The organism is Mycobacterium sp. DHQP2018-32-09 (assembly GCF_058148405.1).
This window is the reverse complement of sequence record NZ_JBYVYK010000024.1, coordinates 46,334-64,287: the sequence shown is the minus strand read 5'-3', so window position 1 is coordinate 64,287 and position 17,954 is coordinate 46,334. Positions and strand designations below refer to the sequence as shown.

13 protein-coding genes are annotated in these 17,954 nt (G+C 70.2%); 10 read left to right on the top strand and 3 right to left on the bottom strand.

Annotated features, from left to right (window positions below; genetic code table 11):
- Positions 1-287 precede the first annotated feature (287 nt).
- From AC30CM_RS13725 to AC30CM_RS13700, 6 genes are all read left to right on the top strand, one after another.
- Positions 288-980 carry a sensor domain-containing protein gene (locus AC30CM_RS13725; RefSeq protein WP_490117434.1) on the top strand — a complete coding sequence of 231 codons (693 nt, stop codon included), beginning with the start codon at positions 288-290 and terminating at the stop codon, positions 978-980.
- A complete protein-coding gene (locus AC30CM_RS13720; protein ID WP_490117433.1) occupies positions 977-1,822 on the top strand; it encodes an SDR family oxidoreductase in 846 nt (281 codons plus the stop codon). The genes AC30CM_RS13725 and AC30CM_RS13720 overlap by 4 nt, the downstream gene beginning before the upstream one ends.
- A gap of 42 nt (positions 1,823-1,864) precedes the next feature.
- Positions 1,865-2,989, top strand: coding sequence for an AI-2E family transporter (locus AC30CM_RS13715; protein WP_490117452.1), 1,125 nt, complete (start codon positions 1,865-1,867; stop codon positions 2,987-2,989).
- Positions 2,990-3,150: 161 nt separating this feature from the next.
- Positions 3,151-5,184 carry a toprim domain-containing protein gene (locus tag AC30CM_RS13710; RefSeq protein ID WP_490117451.1) on the top strand — a complete coding sequence of 678 codons (2,034 nt, stop codon included), beginning with the start codon at positions 3,151-3,153 and terminating at the stop codon, positions 5,182-5,184.
- A gap of 12 nt (positions 5,185-5,196) precedes the next feature.
- Positions 5,197-7,347: a DNA gyrase subunit A gene (locus AC30CM_RS13705; RefSeq protein WP_490117432.1), complete on the top strand. Its 2,151-nt coding sequence runs from the start codon at positions 5,197-5,199 to the stop codon at positions 7,345-7,347.
- A gap of 221 nt (positions 7,348-7,568) precedes the next feature.
- Positions 7,569-8,732, top strand: a complete 1,164-nt coding sequence (locus tag AC30CM_RS13700; protein WP_490117431.1) for a lycopene cyclase family protein — start codon at positions 7,569-7,571, stop codon at positions 8,730-8,732.
- Between the two features lie 12 nt (positions 8,733-8,744).
- Here AC30CM_RS13700 and AC30CM_RS13695 read toward each other — a convergent pair whose 3' ends face one another.
- Positions 8,745-11,396, bottom strand: coding sequence for an alpha/beta hydrolase (locus tag AC30CM_RS13695; protein WP_490117430.1), 2,652 nt, complete (start codon positions 11,394-11,396; stop codon positions 8,745-8,747).
- A 71-nt stretch (positions 11,397-11,467) separates the two neighbouring features.
- Complete coding sequence (locus tag AC30CM_RS13690; protein WP_490117429.1) at positions 11,468-12,310, bottom strand: SDR family oxidoreductase; 843 nt, start codon at positions 12,308-12,310, stop codon at positions 11,468-11,470.
- A 91-nt stretch (positions 12,311-12,401) separates the two neighbouring features.
- Between AC30CM_RS13690 and AC30CM_RS13685 the strand changes: the two genes are divergently transcribed.
- The 4 genes from AC30CM_RS13685 (at position 12,402) to AC30CM_RS13670 (ending at position 17,202) form a co-directional block, all read left to right on the top strand.
- A complete protein-coding gene (locus AC30CM_RS13685) occupies positions 12,402-13,307 on the top strand; it encodes a LysR family transcriptional regulator (protein ID WP_490117428.1) in 906 nt (301 codons plus the stop codon).
- Between the two features lie 76 nt (positions 13,308-13,383).
- Positions 13,384-14,319 carry a LysR family transcriptional regulator gene (locus AC30CM_RS13680; protein ID WP_490117427.1) on the top strand — a complete coding sequence of 312 codons (936 nt, stop codon included), beginning with the start codon at positions 13,384-13,386 and terminating at the stop codon, positions 14,317-14,319.
- A 197-nt stretch (positions 14,320-14,516) separates the two neighbouring features.
- A complete protein-coding gene (locus AC30CM_RS13675) occupies positions 14,517-15,929 on the top strand; it encodes an SLC13 family permease (RefSeq protein ID WP_490117426.1) in 1,413 nt (470 codons plus the stop codon).
- 139 nt (positions 15,930-16,068) lie between these two features.
- Entirely contained in the window at positions 16,069-17,202 is a 1,134-nt protein-coding gene (locus tag AC30CM_RS13670) for a PrpF domain-containing protein (protein ID WP_490117425.1), read from the top strand.
- A 19-nt stretch (positions 17,203-17,221) separates the two neighbouring features.
- Here the strand turns inward: AC30CM_RS13670 and mspA are convergent, their stop codons facing one another.
- Positions 17,222-17,854: a porin MspA gene (gene mspA / locus AC30CM_RS13665; RefSeq protein WP_490117424.1), complete on the bottom strand. Its 633-nt coding sequence runs from the start codon at positions 17,852-17,854 to the stop codon at positions 17,222-17,224.
- Positions 17,855-17,954: the final 100 nt, after the last annotated feature.

Below are 17,954 nucleotides of genomic sequence, written 5' to 3'. Positions count from 1 at the left end.
CTGCCCGCGCTCGACGCCGCCGCGGATCCCCGATCCGATGGCGGTAGGTTCCACGGCCCCAGTGGCTTTCGGCACCTCTCCGACCCACCCGTCTGCGGCCCTTGCCGGAACGGCTCGTCGGTGTCCGCGTCGACACGTAGCGCCCGGGGTCGACGCTTTCGTTACCGATTCGCTGGATCCATCGTGACCACGGCGCGCCCCGGACATCACCGCCACGACGGCACCGCGACGGCATCATCGACGTCCATGAGGGACGACGGAGCACGTCGTGACGGCGGGGAGGATTCATGCGACGACTGACGCTGGCACTGGGCTGTCTCGGCGCGACGCTGGCGGTGGCGGTGACCGGCTGTGCCGACACCGTGAGCAGCGCCCAGGCGCCCACCCCCACGCGCAAGGTCGTCCCGCGCCCACTGGTGGAACGTGAGTTGAACGGGCTGCTGCTCGAACCCGCCGCGGTGGCCGCCGCGCTGGGCGTACCCGCCATGGCGGTCACGGGGGCCGCACGCGAGATGGCCGACGACAGCGCGATCATGTCCCCCGCCGAATGCCTGGCACTCGACGGTGCGGCCGAGGCACCCGCCTACGCCGACAGCGGTTTTCACGCGGTCCGCGATCAGACCCTCACCGACGGCGACCAGTTCCAGCACTACGCCAAACAGTCGGTGGTGCTCTTCCCGTACTGGGAGAAGGCCGTCGAGTACTTCGCGGCCGCCACCGCGCAGTGGCACGGCTGCCACGACTTCGTGCACACGCAGAGCCAGACGCACTGGGAGGTGGGCCCGATCGACGTCGGCGAGGGCACGCTCGACACCGTCGTCACCCAGGTCGACCACGGTGCGCCGGGGTGGGCCTGCGGCCGCTCGCTGGTGCAGCGCAACAACGTCGTGATCGACGTCAACACCTGCGGCGTGTCGCCCGGCACGTCGGCCAAGGCCATCGCCTCGGGGATCGCCGACGCGGTGAGCAACGCGTGGTGAGCCCGGAACCGCGCCACTGGTTCGTGACGGGCGCCTCCGGCGGGTTGGGGCGCAGCATCGTCGAATACGCGCTCGAGCACGGTGACGTGGTGACCGCGACGGTGCGCCGCGCCGCCGCGCTGGACGACCTGCGCGAACGCTTCGGGGACCGACTCGAGGTCGAGGTGCTCGACCTCGCCCCGCCGGCAGAGGTCGACGACCTGATCGCGCGCGTGGTCGCCAGACGCGGGGTCGACGTCGTCGTGAACAACGCCGGATACGCGCTGGTGGGGGCGCTCGAGGAGATGACCGCCGCCCAGATCCGGGACCAGCTGGAGGTGCTGCTGGTGGCGCCGATCCTGATCACCCGCGCGTTCCTGGCCCCCATGCGCGCCCGCGGCGGCGGCCGGATCATCCAGATCTCCAGCCTGGGCGGGCAGGCCGCCATCGCGACCCACAGCTGCTATCACGCAGGCAAGTGGGGCCTGGAGGGCTTCACCGAGAGCGTGGCGCAGGAGGTCGCCGACTTCGGCATCCGGCTGACGCTCGTCGAACCGGGCGGCACGCGTACCGACTTCCTCTCCGGGATGCAGTTCACCGAGGCGTCGCCCGCCTACCGGGACACGGGAGTCGACCGGATCCGGCGAAGCCTGCGCACCACCACCCCCGATGCGCTCGCCACCGACCCGCGACGGGTCGCGGCCGTGATCTACGACATCACGCGTCAGGACGATCCGCCACTGCGCATCCCGCTGGGCGCCGACGCCTACGCCGGCGTGCACGACGCGCTGGCCGGACGGTTGACCGCGCTCGAGGCACGAGAGGACGTCGCGCACTCGGTCGCACACGCCGACAGCGGGTAGAGAGGAGGCGTGGAGAACGACACCGCGCGCAGTCGCGGCTCGATGTACGGCGACCACCTCCGATCGACCTCGGTGGTCGCCGTCCAGTTCGTGGCGGTGGCCGCTGCGCTGTGGGTGCTCGCCTGGGTCATCGGCGAGACGTGGGTGGTGATCCTGCCCGTCCTGCTGGCGTTGATCCTGTGCACGGTGCTGTGGCCGCCGGTGCGTTGGATGCGCGGCAAGGGGTGGCCGCCCGCCGCGGCCGCCCTGTCGGCACTGCTGCTGGCGACCGCCGTCGTCGCCGGCATCCTCGCCGCGGTCGCCCCCGCCGTCGTCGAGCAGTCGACCGAACTCGCCGAGCAGGCCACCGCGGGCGTCGTGCAGGTACGCGATTGGCTCGGCGGCCCACCCCTGAACATCAGCGAGCAGCAACTGAATTCGGCCGTCACCGCCATCAACGACCGGCTGAGTTCCAGCAGTTCGCAGATCGCATCGGGCGTGTTCACCGGGGTGGGCGCGGCGACGTCGGCCCTGGTCACGCTGTTCACCACCGTCGTGGTTTCCTTCTTCTTCCTCAAGGACGGGCCGCGGTTCCTGCCGTGGTTGCGTCGCAGCGTCGGCTCCCCGGGCGCGCCGCACGTCGCCGAGGTCCTGCAGCGCGTGTGGTCCACGCTCGGCGGCTTCATCAGGACGCAGGCCCTCGTCAGCCTGGTGGACGCGGTGCTCATCGGGATCGGACTGGTGGTGCTCGGCGTGCCGCTGGCCTACGCGCTGGCCATCATCACGTTCATCGGCGGCTTCGTGCCGATCGTCGGTGCATTCGTGGCCGGCGGGCTCGCGGTGCTCGTCGCACTGGTGGCCAACGGCCCGGTCAACGCGCTCATCGTGCTGGGCCTCATCCTGGCGGTGCAGCAGCTGGAGGGCAACGTGCTGCAACCGTGGCTGCAGGCCAAGTCGATGAAGCTGCACGCCGTCATCGTGCTGTTGGCCGTCACGCTCGGAGCGTCGGTGTTCGGTGTCATCGGCGCGTTCCTGGCGGTTCCGGTGGCGGCCGCGGTGGTGGTGATCATCCGCTACTACGACGAGCAGATCGCCGCGCGCACCGTCGGCGAGCCGCGCGACGAGGATCCCGGCGCCACCGCCGACGTCGACGAACCGGGGCCGAGACAGCCCGTCGCCGGCGAATAGGCGCCCGCCCGGCCTCGCATTCGCCCGCCTGCGCGCCATTGTCGCCCGCGGCGTCTACCATTCCTGCGGCACACCGTCGTTGCCGAGTGGATTGCCGAAGAAACCGTGCGCTTCCGTCCTTCCCCGGCAGACGAGGGCAGATGAGGAAGGGACACCCAGCAGTGAGCTACACCGCCGCGGACATCACCGAGCTGGACGACGTCCAGCACACGCGCCTGCGGCCGGCGGTGAACCTGGGCCTGGACGTGCTCAACACCGCGCTGCGCGAACTCGTCGACAACGCCATCGAGGAGGTCGCCGACCCCAGCCACGGGGGGTCCAGCGTCACCATCACCCTGCACGCCGACGGTTCGGTGACCGTCGCCGACGACGGGCGCGGTCTTCCCGTCGACTCCGATCCGGTGAACGGCAAGAACGGCATCGTCAAGACGCTGGGGACCGCCCGTGCCGGCGGCAAGTTCTCGGCCCACGCCGACGCCAGCAGCACGGGTGCCGGCCTCAACGGCATCGGCGCGGCGGCCGCGGTGTTCGTCTCCGCCCGTACCGACGTCACGGTGCGCCGCGGCGGCAAGACCTACCTGCAGAGCTTCGGACGCGGCTACCCGGGTGTCTTCGAAGGCAAGGACTTCGATCCCGACGCCCCCTTCGAGCGCGCCGACACCCAGAAGCTGCGCGGCGTCGGCAACCGCCAACCGGACGCGCACGGTACGGCGGTCCGCATCCTGTTCGACCCCACCGTGGTCCCGGATTCCACGGTGGACGTCAACGAGGTGCTGCTGCGGGCGCACGCGGCGGCCCGGATGTCGCCGGGGGTGCACCTGTCGGTGATCGACGAGGGCTGGCCCGGCGACGAGGTGCGGCCCGAACTGCTGGTCCCGTTCGGCGGTCCCTGGGGCACCGACACCCTGCTGGACCTGATGTGCACGGCAGGCGGCACACCGGTGCCCGGGGTGCGGGCCGTCGTGGAGGGCCGCGGCGAGTACACCACGGGCCGCGGCCCCACCCCGTTCCGCTGGTCGCTCAGTGCAGGCCCCGCCGAGCCGGCCACCGTCGCCGCGTTCTGCAACACCGTCCGCACCCCCGGCGGCGGCTCCCACCTGACGGCCGCCGTCAAGGGCCTGTCCGAGGCCCTGGCCGACCGTGCCTCGCGCATTCGGGATCTCGGTCTCGCCAAGGGTGAGGATGGTCCGGAGCCCCAGGACTTCGCGGCGGTGACGGCGCTGGCCGTGGATACCCGTGCGCCGGACGTGGCATGGGACTCGCAGGCCAAGACCGCGGTGTCGTCGCGCTCCCTGAACGTCGCGATGGCCCCCGACGTGGCGCGCAGTGTCACCATCTGGGCGGCCAATCCCGCCAACGGCGACACGGTGACCCTGTGGACCCGGCTGGCGTTGGAGGCGGCACGGGCCCGCCGCAGCGCCGAGGGCGCCAAGGCCCGGTCGCGGGCGGCGTCCAAGGCCAAGGGCCTCGGCACCAACCTGTCCCTGCCGCCGAAGCTGTTGCCCAGCCGTGAGACCGGGCGCGGGTCGGGTGCCGAACTGTTCCTGTGCGAGGGTGATTCGGCACTGGGCACCATCAAGGCCGCGCGTGATGCCACCTTCCAGGCGGCGTTTCCGCTGAAGGGCAAGCCGCCCAACGTCTACGGCTTCGCACTGAGCAAGGCCAGGGCCAAGGACGAGTTCGACTCCATCGAACGCATCCTCGGCTGCGGGGTGCGCGACAACTGCGATCCCGAGTCGTGCCGTTACGACCGGATCCTGTTCGCCTCCGACGCCGACCCCGACGGCGGCAACATCAACTCGAGCCTCATCTCGATGTTCCTCGACTTCTACCGGCCGCTCGTCAAGGCCGGGATGGTCTATGTCACCTTGCCTCCGCTGTTCGTGGTCAAGGACGGTCAGGATCGCATCTACTGTCAGGACGAGTCGGAGCGCGACGCCGCGGTGGCGCAGATGCGTGCCACGTCCAAGCGCAAGGTCGAGGTGCAGCGCAACAAGGGCCTCGGCGAGATGGACGCCGACGACTTCTGGAACACCGTGCTGGATCCGCAGCGGCGCACCGTGATCCGCGTACACCTCGACGACGGTGACCCCAAGCTGCACCACACCCTGTTCGGCGGGCCGCCGGAGGGCAGGCGCGCGTGGATGGCCGACGTGGCCTCCCGCGTCGACACCGCCGCTCTGGATTTGACCTAGGAAGAATCGACTGTGACCGCCACCCTGGACGTTCCCGAGCAGAACCCGGATCTGGTGCTCGATCAGAGCGCCGACGACTACTGGAACCACTATCAGCTGACGTTTGCGCTCTACAGCGTCAGCGATCGCGCCATCCCGTCGGCGTTCGACGGGCTCAAGCCCGGCCAGCGACGACTGCTCTACCAGATGTACGACTCCCGCCTGCTTCCGGGAAACAAGCCCCAGAAGTCGTCGAAGGTGTGCTCGGCCGTCACCGGTAACCTGCACCCACACGGCGGTGCGTCGATGTACGGTGCCGCGGCGCTGATGGCCGCGGAGTTCCAGCGCGTCAAGGTCATCGACGGCCAGGGCGCGTTCCCTCGCATCCAGGGCGACATCCCCGCCGCCGACCGCTACACCGAGATGCGGTTGTCAGCACCGGGAGCGGCGCTGACGGCCGAACTCGCCGACCACGCCGTGCCCATGGTGCCGACGTTCGACGGCGAGTGGGTCGAACCGACGGTGCTGCCCGCGCAGTGGCCGGTACTGCTGTGCAACGGCGCCGTCGGCATCGCGGAAGGCTGGGCCACCAAGGTGCCCGCGCACAATCCGCGCGAGATCATGGCCGCCTGCCGCGCGTTGCTCAAGACGCCCAACATGACCGACGACCGGCTGATGAAGCTGATCCCCGGGCCCGACTGGGGGTGTGGCGCCACGGTGGTCGGCACGGCGGGTCTGCGCGAGTACGTCACCACCGGCCGCGGTGCGTTCACGGTGCGGGGCACCGTGTCGGTCGACGGGAAGAACTGCGTCATCACCGAATTGCCCCCCGGTGTCGCCAGCGGCACCGTGCAGGATCGGATCCGCGCGCTCGTCGAGTCCGGCGAACTGTCCGGCGTCGCCGACATGTCGGACCTGACGGACCGCCGCAACGGGCTGCGCATCGTCGTCACCGCCAAGCGCGGCCACGACGCCGCGCAGATCCGCGAGCAACTACTGGCCCTGACCCCGCTGGAGGGCACGTTCGCCGCCAGCCTGGTCGCCCTCGACGAGGACCGGGTCCCGCGGTGGTGGTCGGTGCGCGAGTTGATCTCGGCGTTCCTGCATCTGCGGGACTCGGTGGTGCTGCACCGCAGCCAGTATCGGCTGGAGAAGGTGACGGCGCGCCGGCATCTGGTCGCCGGCCTGATGACCATCCACCTCGACATCGACGCCGCGGTGGCGGTGATCCGCGGTTCGGAGACCGTCGACGAGGCGCGCCAGGGCCTCCAGGAACGCTTCGGCATCGACGCCGAGCAGGCGGATTACGTTCTGGGCCTGCAGCTTCGACGACTCACGAAGCTCGACGTGATCGAGCTGCAGGCCGAAGCGGAGAAGCTCGATGCCGAGTTCGCAGAACTCACCGAACTGGTCTCGAACCCCGACGCCCGCCGGGTGGTGATCGACAAGGAACTCCTCGAGACCGCGAAGCTGTTCAAGGGTCCCGAGTTCGACCGTCGGACCGTATTGGACGTCGACGCCGTCCCGACGGCGTCCGGGTCCGACGAGGACGGGCAGCGCGAACGAAAGATCAACGCCGCGTGGCGACTCGACGATCGTGGCGTGCTGTCGGACAGTCACGGTGAGTTGCTGTCGTCCGGCCTGGGCTGGGCGGTGTGGACCGACGGCAGGGTCAAGTTCACCACCGGCAACGGGCTGCCCTTCAAGATCCGTGACATCCCGGTGGCTCCCGACATCACCGGGCTGCTGCGCTCCGGGGTGATGGCGCCGGGCTCGCATCTGGCGTTGGTGACCCGCCGCGGGAAGGTGCTGCGCATCGATCCCGCGGCGGTCAACCCCCAGGGCGTCGCAGGCAACGGCGTGGCCGGCGTCAAACTGGCCGGCGACGGCGACGAGGTGATCGCCGCGCTGCCGCTGACGTGTCAGAACGGCGAGGCCATGCTCTCGATCTCGGAGAAGGGGTGGAAGGTCACCGAGGTGGCCGACATCCCGGTCAAGGGACGCGGAGGCGCCGGCGTCGGTTTCCATCCGTTCGCGGGCGGCGAGTCGGTGCTGCTGTCGGCCGAGGTGTCGGCCACGGGCTTCGTGCGCGGTACCCGCAAGGTGCGTGCCGAGAACCGCGCCAAGGCCTCGACCAAGGGCTCCGGTGCCGACGTCACGCCCGCTCCGCCGCCCGGCGACTGACTAGCGGGCATTGCGGATCAGGTCGGCGGCATGCTCGTCGAGGTCTGGGAGCGTCTCGGGCAGCGGCAGGTGCGGTCATGCGGGTCGTACTCCCCCGTCAGGGTTCGATTACCGTGTCGAAGTGGTGAACGGCGCCGACGCCGACACCATTCCGCATCGCGTCCCCTCGGTGGGGCCTCCCGCTGCGGGAGTGGCCGGCGCTTCCAGGCAGGATGACTGGCATGGACGTCTTGGTGGTCGGCGGTGGCCCCGCGGGACTGGCCGTCGCCGGCGCCTGCGCTCGACGCGGCCTGACCACCGGCCTGCTCGATCCGTCCCCGGGACGACCGTGGACGGCGACGTACGGGATGTGGAGCGCCGAGCTACCGGCCGACCTGCCCGAGACCGTGATCGCGGCCCGCGCGGAGGCCCGCGCGTTCGCCGTCACCGAGCACGACCTGGGCTGGGAATACGCCGTCCTCGACGTGCCCGCGCTGCAGGCGCACCTGCTGGAACGGGTCTCCGGGGTGCGACTGTACGAAGGACGCACCGTCGGCTCGCCGGAACGGGGCGTGGTGGCGCTGGCTGATGGCACGGAACTGCGCGCCGCAGTCGTCATCGACGCCGGGGGCCGCGCACGGCCGCTGGACCGTCGCCCTGCGCGGGGCGTCGCCGCCGAACAGTCGGCCTACGGGGTGGTGGTCGACGAGGACGTCGCGGCGCCGTTGACCGCGTCGGGCGCGTTGTTCATGGACTGGCGGCCTCGGCACGGCGAGGCGGGGTGGCCCACCTTCCTCTACGCGATACCGCTGGGGCGCGGCCGCGTCCTGCTCGAAGAGACATCGCTGGCTCGGCGGCCAGGCCTGCCGCTGGGCACGCTGCGCCGCCGGTTGCACGCCCGGTTGGCGAGCCACGGCGTGTCGAGTTCGGCACCGATCGCCACCGAGAAGGTGTGGTTCCCGCTGGATCAGCCGCGACATCGCGGCACCGGGGTACTCGGCTTCGGCGCGGCGGCGCCGTTCATCCACCCCGCCACGGGCTTCAGCGTGGCCACGTCGCTGCGGCTGGCACCGCGGGTCGCCGCCGCCATCGACACCGGTCTGGCCACGGGTCCCGCCGAAGCGTTGACGGCGGCGCAGGTCGCGGTGTGGCCGCGTACCGCGCGCACCATTCACCGCTTCCGCCGCATCGGGCTCGAGGCGCTGCTGCACATGACGCCCACCGAGGTCCCCGACTTCTTCGAGACGTTCTTCGCGCTGCCGGAGTCACATCGTTGGACCTATCTCACCGCCCGCGACGACGTCTCGGGAACCGCGGCCGCCATGACCCGCCTCTTCCGAATCTCCGACAACCGGCTGCGCCGCCACCTGGTGACGTCGGCGCTGCGGCGCCCTCGACGCACCTGACGGCGCGCGGACTCACGTCCCGGGGAGTGGCACCTCCCGGGCCCCCGGGGCGCCCAACCGGCCAGCCAGCCAAGGCAGTGAGTCAGCGAATGCCCGTCCTGCCGAACGGAAGTCGTGCGATCCGCCGTAACCGACCACCGCGCATTCCACCCCGTGCCCGCTGAGCAGCAGACAAAGCTTCGTCGCGTTGGCGGCCCGATCCTCCGACGCCGTCGACCACTCGCCCAGATCGGCGGCCGTGGGTGGGTGGTCGCCCGCCGCGCGATGCGTGGTGGGCACGTCACCGGAAACGCCCAGCCATGCCGCCAGGTTCACGAACCGACCGTGCCGTTCGACGACGGTTCTGGGATCGAAAGCGGCCCAGGCGTTCTCGTCGCCACCGAACAGGCGGGCCACGGTTTGGCGCTGCGTTCCCATGTTGGGTCCCAGCTGGCCGTCGAGGTCCACGATGGCGCCGAAGCGTTCCGGATGCATGACCGCGGTCAGGAGGGCGCAGGTGCCTCCGGTGGACCACCCGACCAGCCCCCATCGCGCCGGGTCGACGCTCGTCCCGAACCGCGAGATCACGTACGGCACGACGTCTTCGATCAGATGATCGGCGGCGTTCCCGCGGGGCCCGTTGACGCACTCCGTGTCGTTGGTGAAGCTGCCCGACATGTCCGGGAACACCGCCACCGGGGCGACGCCACCGTGCGTGGCCGCGAAGCGGTCGAGCGTCCGCACCGCGTCGGCCGACACCGCCCAGTCCCCCGGCTGGCTGAACTCGGCGCCGAGCATCGTCACCACCGGCAGCTGCGGCGGCGGATCGGACGTGAACCAGGCAGGCGGCAGGTAGACCAGTTCCCTGCGGTGCTCGAATCCCGATGCCGTGCCGGGGACGTCGATCCACACCATGACACCCTGGGCGGGACGGGCGTGCGACCGGGTGAGTTCGGCCAGCGCCCCCTCGTCGATCCAGTCGGCGGGTTGGGTTCCGGTGGCCTGGCGCAGCAGCGCGGCGGCGGTCGGAAAGTAACCGGTCGCACCGTTGAGCGCCAATGCCGCGGTCACGGCGCACAGCGCCACGGCGAGCACCGACACCGCGCGCTGCCACCAGGCCGCCCCACGCCAGCCGAGGACCACGAGGGCCGCCGCGAATCCGAGGGCGGCGGTCCACAGCGCCCACTGCCAGGAGACGGCACCCGCGTTCCAGCCCTGATGCTGGACGAACAGTTGCACGGCGGCCGCGGTCGCGCAGCCGACCATCAGCGCCGCGGGTAGCCGTCGCCGATGCCAGTCGACGCTGCGCCGCCCGATCGCACATCCGAGGGCGGCGACGGTCACCACGGCCACGGTGGACGGCAGCCACCCCGAGGTCAGCGACGTCTCAGCGCCCTCCGCCTGCGGGAGCGGGGGCGCCGCCGTAGCCGCCGTGGAGGGTGCCGGCTCGGGTTCCGCCGAGGCACGTTCCTGCGGTTCGGGATCACTGGTGCGCGCCAGGAATTCGTCACAGTCGCTCGCCGACGGATGGCCCTGCAGGCGATCGGTGAGCCACCCCGTGGCGGCCGACGGGTCGATCCCGTCCTGGTCGGCGTCAGGCCAGTAGGCGATCTGCACCACGTCACCCATCCGGCACGCACCGCGCAGCGCGTGTTCGGTCCATCCCGGCGGGGTCAACGTGTCGGCGCCGCCGTAGATGACGTACATCGGCGCGGCCGTCGGCCCCTGCGGCAAGGTCGTCTTGTGCAGATAGCCGCGCAACGCGTTGACGGCCTTCGCATTCGCAGGCCGCAGGTCCTCGGCCGGAATCGCCGCCGCCACGGCCAACCGCTGCGGCTGGCGGCACGACGTCAGCCGGTCCCAGTCCCGCGCTGCCGCGCCGCGCCGATAGTCGTCGAGGTCGACGTCGTAGGGGTGCTCGGCACGCACCGCGCTCAGGTACGCGACGTAGGCGACCTTCTGCGCCGGGGTGAGCGTTCCTGCCACTGCCGCGTCGGCCAGGCCGTCGAGGTCGGCGGGCGGCGAGAGGGCAGCGGTCGCGACGAGCGTCAGCCCGGAACCGTAGTTGTCCACCAGTTCGTCTGCCGCCCACACGGCCTGGCCGCCCTCGCGCCGTCCGACGGCGGCCCACGACGAGGACGTCGGTACCGGGACCACGGTCTTCGCCGCCCGGACGCCGTCGATGACGACGTAGCCGGCGGTGGTCGAGTCGAGGTACGGGTGATAGCGCATCCGGTCCCCGCCCGCGGGCGCCCCCAGCCCCTGATAATCGGGTACGAAGACGACATGACCGGCCAGCAGCAGTTCGCGGACGACGGCCGCGTTGCCCAGCAGGTCGGCAGACAGCGACGCGGCGCACTCGGCGTCGGTGCCGACCACCTGGGGTGCCACGACGACGATGCGAAAACCGCCGTCGGGCGGCGCACCCTTGGGAACGAACACCGATCCGGTGACCGAGGTGTTGTCGTCGTCGATCCCCGATCGTGAACGGTAGGTGATCACCCGCGAGAACGAGGCGGCGTCGGCGATGGCCGGGTCGAGCGACGCAGGTGCGGCCGCGGCGACGACGCTGCCCGCAGGCCCGAACGTGGGCGGCGGCGGCCCGCTGGGTGCGCCGGCGCAGCCGACGAGCAGCGTCCACACCGCCAGCACGAGCGCCCACCGGATCGCGCTGCTGCCCTTCACGCGATCATGCTCGCACGCGGCTCGGCCGAACGCCGCGCGGTGCGCCCTAGCCGAACGCCGCGCGATGCGCCCTAGCCGAACGCCGCGCGGTGCGCGGAAGCCCAGTCCGCGAACGCGACGGGCCGCCTGCCCGTCGCGGCGTACACGGCATCGGTGACCACGGCGGGCTCGGTGACCTCGAAGGCCCACTGCCCCATCAACAGATCCAGGTACTCCGGCGGCAGCACGGTGCCGTAGAGCGCGCGGGCCCGCGCGTCGGAGAGCACCGTGATGCCGATGTCGCGACCGACGGCCGAGGCGATGAGGGCCACCTGCTGACGCATCGTGAGCGACGCGGGACCGGTGAGCACCGGCTTCTCGCCGTCCAACTCCGACGAGGTGAGCGCGCGTACCGCGACGGCGGCGATGTCCTCGTCGGCGATGGGCGCCTGCTGCGATTCGGGAAACGGCAGCCCCACAACGGATCCGGTGCGGATCTGGTGGGCCCAGAACCGGATCGCGTTGCGCGCGAACGCTCCGGGGCGCAGGCAGACGGTGGTGAACCCGCCGGCGATCACCGCATCCTCCACCGCGAGGTGGCGCTGCCGGTTGTACTCCACGAACGGCTCGTGGCGGGTGGTGTCGATGGTGGACAGCACGACCACCTTGTCCACTCCGGCGGCCGTCATCTCCTCGACGAGGTCGGCCATCGCCTCCGGCGGGGTCAGGCTATAGAGGAAGACGGCATCGACGCCGTCGAGGGCGGGCCGCAACGTGGCGGGCGCGGCCAGGTCGCTCGGGATGGCCTCGACCGAGGTCCACCGGTCGGCGTCGGGTCGACGACAGGTGGCGCGTACGTCGGCGCCCGTCCGGCAGAGCCCGTCGACGACCGCGGCACCCACACCCCCGCCGGCTCCGGTCACCAGGATGCGCATCGTCGTTCCCCTCTCGTCGCGTACGCAATCGACACTAGGAACGCCGCGTCATCAGATCCACTCATGATCGGTGATGTGCGATATTCATCAGGTGAATTTGGCGGGCGTCGACCTGAACCTCCTGGTGGTCCTGCACGCGGTACTCGAGGAGCGCAGTGCCACCAAGGCGGCCGCGCGCCTGCACCTCACACAGCCGGCCGTCTCGAATGCGTTGGCGCGGCTGCGGATCCTGCTGCGTGACCCACTGGTGGTACGCGCCGGGGGTGGCCTGAGTCCCACCGCGGCGGCATTGGCCGTCCAGCCGCGACTCGCCGAAGCGCTGTCCATGCTCGACGGGATCGTGCACGACCTCGACCACCTCGACCTGTCCACGACCACCCGCGAATGGGCGATCGCATTCGCCGAGCTCTACGGACCACTGCTGCTACCGGGGCTGCACGAACGACTGCAACGCGACGCCCCGCGCTCGACGCTGCGCGTCGCGGCCCTCGACCGCATCACCGTCACCGACGCCCTGGCGACCGGCGAACTGGATCTCTACCTCGGCGTTCCCACCACGACGGCACCCGCGTGGCGTTCGGAGCCCGTGTTCACCGATGACGTCGTGGGCATCATCGCGCGCCACCACCCCGCTGCGCAGGAGGTCATGACGATCGAGCGGTTCGTGGCGCTGCCGCACGTCCACGTGCGCATCACCGCGGGCCGGGGACGCGAGGTGGACGATGCGCTGGCCCGGCTGGGCCGCACCCGCTCCGTGCAGCTGGTCGTCGGCCACTACGGCTCGCTGTTCGCCGTCGTCGAGCGCGGCAACTGCATTGCGGTGGCTCCCCGTCGGCTCGCCGAACATCATTGCCGCAAGGGCGAACTCGCGCTCTTCGAGGTGCCGCTGGACCTGCCGGTCCACGACGTCAGGGTGTACTGGCACGCTCGGTCGGACAACGATGCGGGCGTGGTCGCCCTGCGCTCGATGATCCACGACGTGCTCGCGGTCTCGTAGCAGTCGGCGTGACACGACGTGCAGTAGAGTTGCCGACAGCTCGACGACTATTAAGCCTTGCTGAAAGGTACGTCCCATGCTCGATCCGCGCCGTCTCCTGCTGCTGGTCGACGTGGTGCGCGCGGGATCGCTGACGGCCGCGGCCAATCGGCTCAGCTACACCACGTCGGCCGTCTCCCAGCAGATCGCGAAGCTGGAGGCCGAGGCCGGCCAGCCGCTACTGGAGCGGCACCCGCGGGGAATTCGGCTCACCGAGGCCGGCGCTGCGCTGGCGCGGCGGGCCGAGCGCATCGAGACGCAGCTGCAAGCCGCCCGGAGTGAGTTGGACGAGATCGCCGGTCTGCGTTCGGGAACCGTGCGACTCGGTACGTTTCCCACCGTCGGGTCCAGCCTGCTGCCTCAGGTGGTGAAGCTGTACAAGAGCCGGCATCCGGCCGTGAGCCTGAAGGTGCGGAGTTCGCGGTTCGCCGCATTGCGCGCCATGCTCGAGACCGGCGAGGTGGAGCTGTCCCTACTGTGGGACTACGAGTGGGCGCCGGTGGCCGACCGGGAGCTGGTGGTCCGCGAACTGCTGGTCGACCCTCCGACCCTCGTCGTCTCGGTCCACCACCGCTTCGCTCGCCGGGAGTCGCTCGACATGGCCGAACTCGCCGACGAGCAGTGGATCACCAGGGAGGACCATCACCCCGTCGGCGCGGCGCTGGAAAGGGCCTGCCAGGCAGCGGGTTTCACGCCGACAGTGGCGTTCGCCGCCAACGACTACCAGGAGGCCCAGGCGATGGTGGCCGTGGACTTGGGGGTGTCGATGGCGCCGCGGCTCGCCCTGTCGAACCTGCGCGACGACGTCAAGGTGATTCCTCTGCGCGGCGCCCCGTCGCGGCGCATCCTGCTGGCCCACCTGGCCGAACATCGGCTGACCCCCGGTGAGGCCACGCTCGTGGACACCTTCGAGGAAGTGGCCTACCGGTACGACGACGGCGTCGGGCCGACACGCCGCGGCCGCGGCGCCTGATCCAGCGCCACCTTTAGCCTGACTTAAGCACCCTCCAGTTTATCGCGATTGTGCTGAAGCAAGGCCGTTCTTAGTGTGATCCACGTAATGATGTAAGTCGGTTGTGACGTGCCACCGGCGGACGTGCCCACGGCACGGAGCGCTCGGACGCCGTGCACCGGCGCCTGCCACACTGCCAGGGAACTGAGGGTACGCCCATGAGTTACGTAGAAGTCCTGCCGTTGATCGCCCTTGTGGCGATGTTCGTCATCGCCACCATCTTTCCGATCAACATCGGCATCTTGGGATTCGTCGGAGCCTTCGGAGTGGGAGCCTTCCTCCTCGGGCTGGACGACAAGGAGATCCTGGCGGAGTTCCCCAGCTCCATCGTGCTGACCATCGTCGGGGTCACGTACTTCTTCGGCATGGCCAAGCAGAACGGCACCATCGACCTCCTGGTCAACGCGTGCATCCGAGCCGTACGTGGGCGCATCGGCCTGGTGCCCTGGGTGTTCTTCTTCTCGGCGTCGGTCCTGACCGCGCTCGGCACCTTCAGCCCCGCCGCCGTCGCCCTCATCGTGCCGGCTGCCATGTCGTTCGCCGCACGTACCAAGATGAGCCCCCTGGTCATGGGCATCATGACCATCAACGGCGCCCACGCCGGTGCGTTCTCCCCCATCTCGGTCTCGGGGACGCTGGTCGTCGACCTCGTGGAGCGCAGCGGACTCTCGATCGACCACTGGACGCTGTTCTTCGCCAGCTACGGCATCAACGTCCTGCTATCGGTGCTGACGATCGTCGGCTACTCCGCCTTGGCCCGCACCCGTCACCTCGAGTACACCGCGCTGGGCACCGCCCCCGACGAGGATGGCCACGGTGGCCCCGGCGGTTCGAGTGGCCCCGGCGGTTCGAGTGGCTCCGGCGGCTCCGGTCCCGCGATTGCCTTCCCGAAGGCGAGCAGCGGCTCCGACGGCGCCACCATGCTGCTCAACCGTCCCGCACGCACCCTCGTCGAGGTCGACCGGCAGCCCGTCACGGCCGTCCAGAAGCTGACGCTGTTCCTCATCGCCGCCGTCCTGGTGCTGGTGTTGGTGTTGCACCTGCCGATCAGCTTCGTCGCGATCGCCGCAGGCGCCGTGCTGGCCTTCACCGACCTGTCCAAGCAGAGCGACGCCATCGCGGGCATCAGCTGGCCCACCGTGCTACTGGTCGCGGGCATGATCACCTACATCTCGATCGTCGAGGAGATGGGCACCTTCGATCACCTCGCCGAGATGGCCCTCGCCGTCGGCGCCCCGCTGCTGGTCGCCCTGGTGCTCTGCTACGTCATCGGCGTGACGTCGGCGTTCGCATCGTCCACCGCACTGCTGGCCGCCATCATCCCGCTGGCGTTGCCGCTGCTGCACACCGGCACGCTGCCCATCGTCGGCGTCGTCGCAGCACTCGCGATCGCCGCCACCGTGGTGGACGTGTCGCCCTTCTCCACCAACGGCGCCCTGGTGCTGGCCAATGCACAGGGCATCGACCGGCCGCGCTTCTACCGGCAACTGCTCGTCAACGCGGGCATCGTGGTCGCAGTGGCGCCGGCGCTGTGCTGGGCCGTCCTGGTGCTGGCGCCCAACCTGTTCTGAGCCGGGGGCCCGCCGCGTAGGCGGCTTTCCTTTAGCAAAACCGTAGGCCGGTTCAATTCTTCGACATTGTCCTTCACGCGGGTGTGCCGCAGGCTGGACGCAGGCCGGTCGAGCCACCACTTCCGAAAGGCGAGCACTCATGTTCACGCTGCGTGGAACCTGGATGCGCGGAGGCACCAGCAAGTGCTGGTTGTTCAACGCGGTCGACGTCGACCCGCTCGTCGAGCGCGCTGGCGGACTGGACGCCCTACTCACCGCCGCCTTCGGCTCCGGCGACCCCCGCCAACTCGACGGGGTGGGGGGCGGCAGTTCGACCACCTCCAAGGCGGCGATCGTCCGGCGCTCCACGGTTGCCGGCGTCGATGTCGACTATCTCTTCGCCCAGGTAGACGTCGACGACCGCCGGGTCGAATGGGGAAGCAACTGCGGCAATTGCGCCACCGCCATCGGCCTCTACGCGCTGCAGTCGGGCCTCGTCGCCGTCGACGACGTCCGAACGTCGATCCGGATGCGACACGTCACGTCGGGGGCGGTGCTGACGGCCAGCATCGCCACGCCCGGGCGGGCCATTCCCAATGAAGGCACCGCCGCCGTGCCGGGCACCACGGCGCTGGGGGTGCCGGTCGGTCTGACCTTCACCGACGTCGCCGCCACTGGCCCGCTGCTGCCGACGCGCAACGCCGTCGACCACGTCCGGGCGGCCGGCCACGACTACCCCGCGACGCTGGTGGCGGCCGGTGCACCGGCTGCACTGTTCGGCGCCGAAGCGCTCGGCCTCACCGCCACAGAGTCGAATTCGACCATCGCCGAACACCTTCCGCTGTTGATCGAGCTGCGTAAGAACGCGGCGCTGGCAATGGGACTGCGCAAGCCCGGCGATCCGGTGAGCAATGCCATCCCCAAGACCGGGATCGTCGGTCCGTCCGCGAATTACGTCACCACTGCCGGCCAGGCAATCCGCGCCGACGAGTACGACGTATCGGTGCGCATGCTGTCCATGCTGGCGCCGCATCCTGCCATCGGGTTGACCTCGGCGGTCGCCGTCGCTGCCGCCGCCACCGTCCACGGGGGCACCGTCGCCTCGAATCTGGTGGATCGGCGGTCGTCGACGCTCCGCATCGGCACGCCTGCTGGCGTGCTCGACGTCGGGTCGACGTTCGACGCCACGGGGGAGCTCGAGTCAGTGACCCTCCATCGTGCAGCCCGCAGGATCGCCGTCGCCGAACTGTTCGTGTCCGCCCCGACGGCGCGACTGGTCACCGTGACGGCGTAGGCCCCGAAGCGGCCATGCGTCAGTTCATGTTCCATGGCTCGCCGTAGGTGGTGACGGAATCACCGGCCTTGGAGACCAGCCGAGCGAACGGTCGCAGCAGTACCCCGCCGGCCGCGCCGGTCACGGTGCCGTGCGCGTTCGACACCGCGACCGCACCGTTGGCGCCCGTGACGTCGACGCTGAACGTCGCGACCTCCTGGATGCCCGGCCCGTTGCCGAGGTCGGCCTTGATGGACACTCCCGGAAAGAGATTGGGCGTGATCACCTTTTCCAGGCCGAACGGCGGTCGGGTGATGTTTCCGTCGTCGATCAGGATGTTGGGCGTGGTGTAGGAAAAGTTGATGCCCACGCCCAGCGACCACGGAAAGCCAATCTGGTAACCCAGTTCGAGCGTGCCCGCGAACTGGTCGGCACCGGGTCCTTTGACCGTGTAGGACGCCTTACCGGAATGAAACCACTCACGCGTCAAACGGTTTCGGTCGAGGGGAAAGACGCCGTTGAGGAACGTGTCCGACTGCTGCACGGTCAGTGTCCGGTTGCTCCCGTCGACCACGCTCAGCTCGTTGTCCACGGCGGCACGAGCCGGAGCTGCCCCAGTGGTCACGACTGCCAGGGCCACGATGGCGGCGACGGCCAGTGCTGCGATGCGCATGTGCATGGACTTCCTCGAGGTTGCGGACGACCCGTCAACCGTGGCCCACTCGCCACCTGCTCGACATCCGGCAGCCGGCCAACGAATCCAGCCGATCGGC

Bases quoted from the DNA above. Each gene is read 5' to 3' on its own strand.
- mspA (WP_490117424.1), bottom strand. From the start codon at position 17,854: ATGCGCATCGCAGCACTGGCCGTCGCCGCCATCGTGGCCCTGGCAGTC.
- AC30CM_RS13670 (WP_490117425.1), top strand. From the start codon at position 16,069: ATGTTCACGCTGCGTGGAACCTGGATGCGCGGAGGCACCAGCAAGTGC.
- AC30CM_RS13675 (WP_490117426.1), top strand. From the start codon at position 14,517: ATGAGTTACGTAGAAGTCCTGCCGTTGATCGCCCTTGTGGCGATGTTC.
- AC30CM_RS13700 (WP_490117431.1), top strand. From the start codon at position 7,569: ATGGACGTCTTGGTGGTCGGCGGTGGCCCCGCGGGACTGGCCGTCGCC.
- AC30CM_RS13680 (WP_490117427.1), top strand. From the start codon at position 13,384: ATGCTCGATCCGCGCCGTCTCCTGCTGCTGGTCGACGTGGTGCGCGCG.
- AC30CM_RS13725 (WP_490117434.1), top strand. From the start codon at position 288: ATGCGACGACTGACGCTGGCACTGGGCTGTCTCGGCGCGACGCTGGCG.
- AC30CM_RS13690 (WP_490117429.1), bottom strand. From the start codon at position 12,310: ATGCGCATCCTGGTGACCGGAGCCGGCGGGGGTGTGGGTGCCGCGGTC.
- AC30CM_RS13715 (WP_490117452.1), top strand. From the start codon at position 1,865: ATGTACGGCGACCACCTCCGATCGACCTCGGTGGTCGCCGTCCAGTTC.